Annotated in this window: 6 protein-coding genes and 1 pseudogene; 1 reads left to right on the top strand and 6 read right to left on the bottom strand. The window is 39.1% G+C overall.

From position 1 onward, the window contains the following. Positions 1 to 138: 138 nt before the first annotated feature. From K1J10_RS05680 to K1J10_RS05655, 6 genes are all read right to left on the bottom strand, one after another. Complete coding sequence (locus K1J10_RS05680) at positions 139 to 1,062, bottom strand: ATP-binding cassette domain-containing protein (RefSeq protein ID WP_048714745.1); 924 nt, start codon at positions 1,060 to 1,062, stop codon at positions 139 to 141. A 9-nt stretch (positions 1,063 to 1,071) separates the two neighbouring features. Continuing rightward, positions 1,072 to 2,139 carry an ABC transporter ATP-binding protein gene (locus tag K1J10_RS05675; RefSeq protein WP_125335844.1) on the bottom strand — a complete coding sequence of 356 codons (1,068 nt, stop codon included), beginning with the start codon at positions 2,137 to 2,139 and terminating at the stop codon, positions 1,072 to 1,074. An 11-nt stretch (positions 2,140 to 2,150) separates the two neighbouring features. Continuing rightward, on the bottom strand, positions 2,151 to 3,077 hold the full coding sequence (gene oppC, locus K1J10_RS05670; RefSeq protein WP_048692005.1) for an oligopeptide ABC transporter permease OppC: 927 nt from the start codon (positions 3,075 to 3,077) through the stop codon (positions 2,151 to 2,153). Then, positions 3,077 to 4,576: an ABC transporter permease gene (locus tag K1J10_RS05665; RefSeq protein WP_223356150.1), complete on the bottom strand. Its 1,500-nt coding sequence runs from the start codon at positions 4,574 to 4,576 to the stop codon at positions 3,077 to 3,079. Before K1J10_RS05665 ends, oppC begins: the two co-directional genes overlap by 1 nt. A 64-nt stretch (positions 4,577 to 4,640) precedes the next feature. Next, on the bottom strand, positions 4,641 to 6,626 hold the full coding sequence (locus tag K1J10_RS05660) for a peptide ABC transporter substrate-binding protein (RefSeq protein WP_223356149.1): 1,986 nt from the start codon (positions 6,624 to 6,626) through the stop codon (positions 4,641 to 4,643). A 180-nt stretch (positions 6,627 to 6,806) separates the two neighbouring features. Continuing rightward, entirely contained in the window at positions 6,807 to 8,771 is a 1,965-nt protein-coding gene (locus tag K1J10_RS05655; RefSeq protein ID WP_126403802.1) for a peptide ABC transporter substrate-binding protein, read from the bottom strand. Positions 8,772 to 8,946: 175 nt separating this feature from the next. Between K1J10_RS05655 and pbp3 the strand changes: the two are divergent. Beyond that, a pseudogene (gene pbp3, locus K1J10_RS05650) lies at positions 8,947 to 10,188 on the top strand (D-alanyl-D-alanine carboxypeptidase PBP3). Position 10,189 lies beyond the last annotated feature (1 nt).

Below are 10,189 nucleotides of genomic sequence, written 5' to 3'. Positions count from 1 at the left end.
AGTCAGCTCAAACAGCTTGAAAGATACTCGCTTAATCAGAGGAACAACTTTGTTGCACTTGACTTGACAATTGGGGAAAGTTTTTCTTTTTTTAAAAAAATAGAAAACGAGAAGCGTATTCTTCTCGTTTTCTTATGATTATACAAGTTCTTTATATTTTTTCTGTTCTGCTTTATTTGCCCAAACGTAATGTCCAGGTTTGATTTCAACCATTTCTGGTTTGTCGGTTGAATAATCATGCTGATCAGGATCATAAACTTTCAGAACTTTTTTGCGTTCTAGAATTGGATCTGGAATTGGAACAGCAGATAGTAGAGATTGTGTGTATGGATGAATTGGATTATTAAACAATTCTTCTGTTTCAGCTACTTCTACAATAACTCCTTTGTAAATAACCGCAATACGATCAGAGATAAATCGAACTACTGAAAGATCGTGTGCGATAAAGAGATAGGTCAAGCCCAACTCTTTTTGGAATTTCTTAAGGAGATTTAAAACTTGAGCACGTACGGATACGTCAAGGGCTGAAATAGGCTCGTCTGCGATAACGAATTCTGGTTCCATTACCAAGGCACGAGCAATCCCAATCCGCTGGCGTTGTCCACCAGAGAATTCATGAGGATAACGAGTTAAATGCTCTGCTAGAAGCCCCACTTCATGCATAATCTCTTTTACTTTACGTACTCGGTCTTCTTCATTTTCGAATAGGTGATAATTGTACAAACCTTCTGAAATAATGTAGTCGACTGTTGCACGCTCATTCAAACTTGCAGCTGGGTCTTGGAATATCATTTGAATTTTACGGATTAATTCATTTTCATCCTTGCGCGATTGCTTCCCATTGATCTTTTTACCATCATACAGGATATCACCTGCACTAGTGTCATTCAAACCAATGATTGCACGACCAATCGTCGTCTTCCCACTACCAGACTCACCAACAAGAGAGAATGTTTCCCCTTTGTTGATGAAGAAATTTGCATTCTTTACAGCTACAAATTTTTTACTTCCTTCACCGAAGGAAATTTCAAGATCTTTAACTTCTATTAATTTTTCTGTCATTTCCTTCTCCTAGTCCTTGATTGTAGTGAATCCCATTTTCGCGCTAATCTTTTCATGAAGATTATCAATAATTTCTGGTTTATTGACTTTTGGTGCATCTTCATGTAAGAGCCATGTTTTAGCCCAATGTGTATCTGAAACATTGAAGACTGGTGGATGTTCCTCGAAATCAATTTGCATCGCATAGTCTGAACGCAAAGCAAAGGCATCCCCTTTTACTGGTGAATACAATGATGGAGGAGTCCCTGGGATAGAATATAGATCACCTTTAGATGTAGACAATTGTGGCAAGCTTGAAAGGAGACTCCATGTATAAGGATGTCTTGGGTCGTAGAAGATTTCTTCTACTTTACCAAATTCTACAATTTCACCAGCATACATTACGGCAACCTTATCTGCAATACTTGCCACCACTCCTAAGTCGTGAGTGATAAAGATTGTTGTAAAGTTATATTCTTTTTGCAATGATTTCAACAAGTCAATGATTTGAGCTTGGATGGTTACGTCAAGGGCCGTTGTAGGCTCATCACAGATCAAGATATCAGGACGACAAGCAAGCGCAATAGCAATAACGATCCGTTGGCGCATCCCACCTGAATATTGGAAAGGATATTCATCAAAGCGACGTTCCGCTTCTGGGATTCCAACCTTTTCCATATAATCAATGGCCATTTCTCTGGCTTCTTTGGCACTCTTGCCTTGGTGTTTAATAATAACTTCCGTAATTTGTGATCCGATTGTATTAATCGGGTCCAAACTGGTCATTGGATCTTGGAAGATGGTTGCAATTTTTGCACCGCGGATATCTTCCCAGTCTTTGTTCGACTTGAGTTCTGTTAATTCTTGCCCACGATAATTAATGCTACCATTGGCAATTCGTCCGTTGTCTTCTAACATTCCTGTGAAGGTTTTTGTGAGAACAGATTTACCAGAACCTGATTCACCAACAAGTGCCATGACTTCACCTTCAACAAGGTCTAAGGACACATTGCGAATGGCTGTTAAGACACGATCCCGAACATCAAATTCTACTACGATATCGCGAGCAGATAAGATTACATTTTTATCATTTGTCATACCTACTCCTCCTATCTATGTGTACGTGGATCGCTGGCATCTGCAAGGTTTTGTCCAACGATATAGAATGACAAGGATACCAAGACTAAGACTGTCAATGGAATCCAGAAAAGATACGCATTGGTTGTTACGTTTTGTGAGTAGTCTGAAATTAGACGACCTAAACTTGGAACTGTAATTGGCAATCCCAATCCAAAGAAGGAAAGGAAGGCTTCAGTTGAAATAAAGGCTGGCAACAATTGAGTTGTTGTTGTCACAATAACAGATACCAATTGCGGCAAAATATTTTTTGTCACGATTTTTAGAGTTGGAGTCCCCAAAGTACGGCTGGCCAAGTTGTACTCTAAATCACGGTAACGCATAATTTGGACACGGATAGAATAAGCAATTCCAATCCATCCTGTTACCGTCATCGCCAAAATCAAGTTCCAGAAACCAGCACCGATTGAGTAAGTCAAGACAATAACAATCAACATGAATGGAACGTTTGAAATAACGTTATAAACTTCCATCATGAAGCGGTCGATTGATTTTGACACACCCCAAATCCCACCAATCACTACACCGATCACAACGTTGATCAAGGTAGCAATAAAAGAGATGATAATCGAATTGCGGGCACCAAACCAAACTCCATCAAACAACGATTTACCATTGTTATCCGTACCAAAGAAAGCTTTGGCACTTGGAGGATTCAAACGAGCAGTGAAATCATTTACTTTGCTTACATCATTGTAATCAAAGTTTGAAAACATTGGATAAACAAAACTCATCAAGAGAATTCCCACCAAGACTGCTAACATAAAAATGGTTGATTTCTTTTTGAAAAATTGACGAAATACTGATTTCCAATAGGAGTACGACGGCGCATCAATTGTTTCAGAGGCAAAGTCGTCACGTTCAACAAATTGGAATTTCTTTTTATCGATTGTAGACATTATTTGCCTCCTTTCTTAGTTGTCAATTTGATACGAGGGTCTACCATAACCATGAGAATATCACCTGCCATTGCTCCAAATACAGCAAGAACGGTGAAGATGAAGACAAGCCCCACCACCATGCTATTGTTCGATGCCTTGATGGAATCAATCAACATTTTACCCATACCAGGGAAGGCAAAGACGGTTTCTGTCAAGGTTGCCCCTGAGATAACCAAGACCAACTGAACAGGAATATCTGTAACGATTGGAACCATGGCATTCTTGAAGATATGCTTGCGTGAAATTTCTTTTTCAGAAAGTCCTTTAGCACGTGCAAAACGGACAAAGTCTTGTGAGTGCAAGTCAATCATATAACGACGAATCCAAACAGCCAAACCTGGAGCGGTCAATAGTCCCAAGATGACAGAAGGAAGAACGTACGATCTCCAGTCCTGAGCTCCTAAGACTGGGAAGGAGTCTGGAAGACCGATTGTTGAACCAACCAAGCGGACGATGTAGACCAAGGCAATCGTTGGAAGAGCCATCATCAATGTCAAGACAGCTGTTGAGGCACTATCAAACCATGTGTTCTTCAACAAGGCCATGTATGATCCCAATGGAATTGCGATCAAGTAAGCAATTGCAATCCCGATCAAGCCGATAATAGAAGAGCTCACAATCATGGATGGATTTTCATAGTTACTCAAAGTTGCTGTATAAGCATCTCTTTCACCAAAACGGGCAATATCTTGAGCATCTGCCTTGCTTGGTGATTTGTAAGTACGTGAGTAGATATTGATAGAAGATTCTTTTTTCCCTGTTGGGAAGTTTACTTCACTCTTCTTGGTAGTACCTTGTCCTTGTGTAATAACCTGAAGAACCGGCGTATTTGAATAAGTTGGATAAGATTCACCCAAGTTTAACGATACAAAATTTTGATGAATGAACGGGAATTGACCATTGAAATACAAAAGATATTTATGTTTAGTCCCCGAACCAACTACTGACCAACCAATAGCTGGATCATTTTCAATGCGAATATAGCGTTCAAGTTTTGGATTTGAAGCATCTTTGATGACATTTGGATGGTCAATCTGAATCAGATTGCCGTAGAATCCAATAACACGTTCAAAGACAGGGACTTCACGAGTCGCGTAAAAGCCTTTGTTTTCAGGGAAACGTTTCAATACCCAGCCATTTCCAAGATTAGAAATGTACTTTTTGTAGATCTTTTCGTTTTCTTTAGTAGGCTCTACAGTTACTGATGAGTCTTCCTTGCTTGCTTTTTCTTTCAAAGCTTTTGAATCAAGATATTCTATATACCCCATACGATCATAGACTGTGTTTTCATAATTGATTTTAGAATCCTTAGTCTTTGCAATCTTATTGTAGTTAGGGTCGTTTTTGAAAATTAAATTTCTTGGGGTTAGCGTATAAATAATTGTATACGTCAATGTCGTAACCAAAAAGATCGACACTAACGAACGTAAAATACGCATAAATATATATTTTTTCATATTCCGTTCCTTTAATGTTCAAAAGAACTTTCTCCCCTATTAGAGAAAGTTCTGATGAAGGTGATTATTTAACGTGTTTTTCTAGTTCTTGCTGAGCTTTTTTATTTGAATCAGCTTTTTCTTTCAACCATTTTTCACGTGCTTGATCATATTGTTTTTTAGTGACAGGTTCATCTTGAACTTCAACATATTTGAAATAAGTTGATCCTTTGTTACCTGTTTGTGATGAAGGTCCAGAGAATGGAACTACTTTTGAAACAACTGTTCCAGCACCTGAACTTGTCATAGTTGGAATCACTAATGCACTATCTGTTAACCAAGCTTGAGCTGCTGCAAATTTGTCGTAACGAGTTACTACATCTTGCGTTTCTTTTTCTGCATCATCAAGCAATTTCGCAAATTCATCTAAACCGACTGCTTTAGCAGAAGCATTGTCGACACCACCAGCAAATCCAAGGTAAGTCTTAGTTTGGTCTGGTGAAGATGGTTGCAAGGTGTCAAGGTAAGTAGATGGATCATCGTAGTCTGGATTCCATCCTACAAGTCCTTGAAGATCCCAGTCAGTTTCTGCAGCTGATGGTACGTTCAATGTAATGTTCAAGACTTCATCTTGGTCCATCATTTGAAGGTCCACAACAACGTTTTCTGTACCAAGTGTTTCTTCAACTGATTGTTTGAAGGATTGCATCCGTGACACAAAGTTTGTTGAGTTTTGTGCAACCGGAACATCCAAGTGGATTGGGAATTGAACACCATCTTTTTGGAGTTCAGCTTTTGCTTTTTCAAACTGAGCTTTTGCTTTTTCCTTGCTATAGAGTCCGTTTTGACCGTCTGCAAGATTCACACCACTCCATTGATCTCCATAAGTTTGCAACTTGTCTGCTACTACATCCCCAAAGTCTTTACCGTTTACTTGAACAAAGGCAGGTGCAGTGTACATGTTTCGAATAGCAGCCTTAGCGTATTCTTTACCATTGACTTGTGCTGAATAATTTTCGCGGTTCAAGGCAAATGTGATCGCTTGACGGAAATTCTTGTTCAAGATAGCTTTCTTCGTAGAAGATTTCTGATCATCTGACGTCTTAGAAGTATGGTTGTATGCTTGACGGTCAATGTTGAAACCAAAGACTGCTACACCAGCTCCAGGTTGTGTGTTGTAGATATTGTCTTTGTATTTCTTTTCAACAGACGCAAAGTTTGAACTTGCTGGGAAGAGACGAGCAACTGTGTACGATCCATCACTAAAGCCACGCGCCAATGAATCTTGATCTGATCCATCATAATAAGAGAATTTGATCTTGTCGATATGAACGTTGTCTTTATCCCAGTAATCTTCGTTCTTCTCAAAAGTGATTTCTGATTTAGAAGTGATTGATTTCAAAAGGAATGGACCATTGAACAAGATTGATTTGACATTACCTGGTTGACCAAATTCATCACCCTTGCTCTTCAAGAATTCTGTACTAATTGGGAAAAGAACCCCATTAGTTGTTTTTGAATTCCAGAAAGTTTCTGGTTGATTCAAGGTGTATTCAAGCGTATAATCATCTACTGCTTTGACCCCAACTTCAGAGAAGTCTGAAATTTTTCCTTCTGAGTAGTCTTTCAATCCTTTGATTGAGTCTTTCACCAATGGAAGAGATTCTGATTTCTTGTCTGCCGCATGCTTCAATCCAGTAACAAAGTCATGAGCTGTTACTTCGCCATGCTCTTCGCCGTCGGCATCATACCATTTAACACCCTTACGGATTTTGTAAGTATAAGTCAAACCGTCTTTTGAAACAGACCAATCTTCAGCAATAGATGGTACAAGATTTCCGTATTTGTCGTTTTCCAACAAACCATCTACACCGTTTGTTGTAATATCGTGTACGGAAGCTTTTGAAGATACAGTGTAATCCAAAGTTGTTGGATCATCTGTATAAACATAGCCATATGTTGTATCTTTTTTTGATGCAGACTTGCTATCTTTTGAGCCAGAACATGCTGCAAGGAAAGTTGCTGCGAGTAATGTTACTCCGGCAAATGCAAAAACTTTACTTTTTTTCATTTTGAGTCTCCATTTTATTGAATTTAGATAGAATTATAGCATAAGTGAGACAAAAAGTAAACTAAATTTTCTGAATATTTGGCAAGTGAAAGGAGCCACTAAGCGGAGGACTGTCTAAAAAATCAATCCTTTTTAGTGGCTCCTTCCCCTACATAAACTTATGCGTTCTTACTATCCCAGCTATTTAGATTCGATGTGGTTCTTTAATTCTTCTTGGGCTTTTTTATTGGATTCAGCCTTTTCTTTCAACCATTTTTCTTTACTTGCATCGTAATCCTTTGTCTTGATGACTTCTTCTGAAAGTTCAAGATATTTATAGTTGGTTCCTGTACCTTTTGTTCCAACCCATGAAGCTGCACGACTATACGGAACAGTCCGTTGCAACATTGGCGTTCCACCATTTGAAACAGTTGGCAAGATCAAAGAACTATCGGTTAGCCATGCTTGAGCGGCTGCGTATTTCTCATAGCGTACAGCTTGATCACTCACTTCTGCATTGGCATCTTTTAAGAGCTCTGCATACTTCCCGAAATCAACTGCTGAAATAGCAGGGCTGTTCGAACCTGCATCCACACCTAGATAGTAGAAAACAGAACCGTTAACAGGACTTAAACTCTCCAAATAAGTAGATGGGTCTTGGTAGTCTGGCACCCATCCTCCGCCTGCAAGGTCATAATCTTTCTCAGCAGCAGTATCTGTGAAATAGGTAATGTTGTTAAAGTCATCATCAGATAATTTCTGAATATCTACGACAACATTGTCTGCACCAAGAACAGCTTCTACGGATTGTTTGAAGGAGCTAGCTTGTTGCACCTGGCTGTTATCTGTCTGACTAACAACGTAATCCAGATGAATTGGGAATTGTACTCCTTCTTTCTGCAGTTGTTCTTTTGCTTTTGCAAATTCAGCCTTAGCTTTTTCTTGATTGTAGAGAGTGGTTTGGGCATCATCTAGATTTACATCTTTCCACTCATCCCCATAGGTCACCAATTGTTTCTCAACAACCTTACCGAACTCTTCGCCATTTACTTGAACAAAAGTCGGTGGAACCAAGGTATTCCGAAGAATCTTGGTCGCTGCATCTGCACCAGATGTTTGAGCTGCATAGGCTTCACGGTCAAAGGCAAAGTTGACGGCTTGACGGAAATCCTTGTTTAAAATCGCTTGTTTTGTAGACGATTTTTGAGCATCTGTCGTTTTGGCTGTATGGTTATACTTCTGACGATCGATGTTGAAGCCTAGATAGTAAGATGTACCATATTGAACACCATAAACAATATTATCACCAAATTTCTTTTTCACACTCTTATAAGTGGAGCTATTTGGCATTACCGTCGCAAATGAATATTGCCCATTCTCAAATTTCTTGATGACTGATTCTGGATCTGATCCGTCATTGTAAGTCAACTTCACATTATCAATATGAACATTCTTTTCATCATAGTATTCTTTATTTTTTACAAGTTCAATTTGAGATTTTGAAGTTAAATTCTTCAAATAATAGGGACCGTTATAGAGAATACTACTTGGTTTTAAAGAACCAAAGTCTTTTCCTTGAGATTCTAAGAAAGCTGCGTTAACTGGGAAAAGGACGCCTGATGTCGTCTTAGAATTCCAAAAGCTTTCTGGGCGTTCCAAGGTATATTGAACGGTGTAATCATCTAAGGCTTTCACGCCAACTGTCTTAAAATCTGTTGTTTCACCCTTGGCATAGGCATCCAAGCCTTTAATGGAGTTTTGGATTAAGAAGAGACCTTCAGATTTTGATTCCACAGCATGTTTGATTCCTGTCACAAAATCGTGAGCTGTTACAGCACCATATTCTTCCCCTTCACTGGTGTACCATTTAGCATCTTTTCGAAGTTTATAGGTATAGACCAGGCCATCTTCTGAAACTGTCCAGTCTTCTGCCAAACTTGGGATTAAATTTCCATATTTATCATTTTCTAACAAACCATCAACAAGGTTACTTGTAATATCAGACGTCGTTGTACGAGTCGATGCAATATAGTCCAAAGTATTTGGATCTGTTGAATAAATATAAGAATAAGTAGATTGATTGCTGCTTCCACCACCGCAGGCTGTTAATAGAAGAGCGCTGGCTAGAGAAACACCGGCCAGTACAAACCGTTTATTTACTTTCATCACTATCTCCTTATGTTAGGTTTTCTACCATTATACACTATTTCTTCCATTTTACCAACTATCTTTACAATTTACTTATAGAGTTTTAAATTAAGTGAAGGTGAAAATAGGATTAAAGCAGTTGCCTTCTTTTATGATACAATAGTAGAGACAAAAAACAATCGAGGATTCAAACGTGAAAAAAATAATCACTTTACTTCTTTGTATAATTCTTACCCTTCTCAGTACTTCTCCTGTAAGAGCGGAGGATCTAGACCTCGGAGCTCAGCATGCTATTGCAATCGATGGGACAACAGGTAAAATACTCTACGAAAAAAATAGTGATGAGAAAAAAGAGGTTGGCGGAATCAGCAACCTTTTGACCACTTATCTCGTTTACGAAGCCATTCAGCAAGGAAAAATCTCTTTAAATGATGACGTAGATATTTCGGACAAAGCCTACCAACTGACCGCTGTTGAAGGAATCAGCAATGTCCCCATGGAAGCTCGTAAATACAAGGTTAAGGACCTGCTCACTGCTCTCCTCGTATCAAACGCCAATAGCGCCGCCATTGCCTTAGCTGAAAAAGTAGCTGGTAACGAAGAACAATTCGTCCTGCTCATGAAAGCGAAGCTCAAAGATTGGGGGATTACAGATGCGACGGTTGTGAATGCTAGTGGTTTGAACCAAGCTATCATTGATGGGGATGAGGAAAATAAAAAGAAAAATACCGAAAATAAGCTGAGCGCTTATGATGTAGCAGTCATCGCAAAACACCTTCTAGAAGACTATCCTGAAGTTACAAAAATCACCTCCCTTTCCCATGCAGAATTTGCTGGAATTCAATTGGAGAGCAGTAACTATATGTTGGAAAACATGCCCAACTATCGAGCAGGAGTGGATGGCCTAAAAACCGGAAATTCCGATAAAGGGGGGATTTCATTTGTTGCTTCTACCAATCAAAATGGTATTCGCATGATCACTGTTGTCATTGGTGTTGAGGCAATCGATGGAGATCCCTACGCACGATTTGTTGCAACAGCCAACCTTATGAATTATGTGAGTCAAAACTTTATTGCAAGTCTGATTGTCAGCAAAGGAGAAGCCTACAACAACAGTAAATCAACAGTCCATGATGGTAAAAAAACAAGTGCCACCGCTGTCGCCAAGGATGACTTCATTGTGATTGAACGACAAGGAAGCCAAGCAGAAGCTAAAATCACCTTTAAAAGTAGCCAATCTTCATTTAGCGCTCCTATAAAGAAAGGTACTTCTCTCGGAACCCTTACCTACACTGATCCAGAACCCATCGGTCGAGGGTATATCGAAGGTAAAGCCCCTAGTATGTAAATGGTGAGCGGAGAAAATATCCAAAAAAGTTTCTTCTTAAAGGTGTGGTGGAATCAATTTGTTCGTTACGTCAATGAAAAACTATAAC

Source organism: Streptococcus australis, assembly GCF_019930045.1.
GTDB lineage: Bacteria > Bacillota > Bacilli > Lactobacillales > Streptococcaceae > Streptococcus > Streptococcus australis_D.
This window is presented reverse-complemented; position numbering and strand designations above follow the sequence as displayed.

Bases quoted from the DNA above. Each gene is read 5' to 3' on its own strand.
- K1J10_RS05680 (WP_048714745.1), bottom strand. From the start codon at position 1,062: ATGACAGAAAAATTAATAGAAGTTAAAGATCTTGAAATTTCCTTCGGT.
- K1J10_RS05675 (WP_125335844.1), bottom strand. From the start codon at position 2,139: ATGACAAATGATAAAAATGTAATCTTATCTGCTCGCGATATCGTAGTA.
- oppC (WP_048692005.1), bottom strand. From the start codon at position 3,077: ATGTCTACAATCGATAAAAAGAAATTCCAATTTGTTGAACGTGACGAC.
- K1J10_RS05665 (WP_223356150.1), bottom strand. From the start codon at position 4,576: ATGAAAAAATATATATTTATGCGTATTTTACGTTCGTTAGTGTCGATC.
- K1J10_RS05660 (WP_223356149.1), bottom strand. From the start codon at position 6,626: ATGAAAAAAAGTAAAGTTTTTGCATTTGCCGGAGTAACATTACTCGCA.
- K1J10_RS05655 (WP_126403802.1), bottom strand. From the start codon at position 8,771: ATGAAAGTAAATAAACGGTTTGTACTGGCCGGTGTTTCTCTAGCCAGC.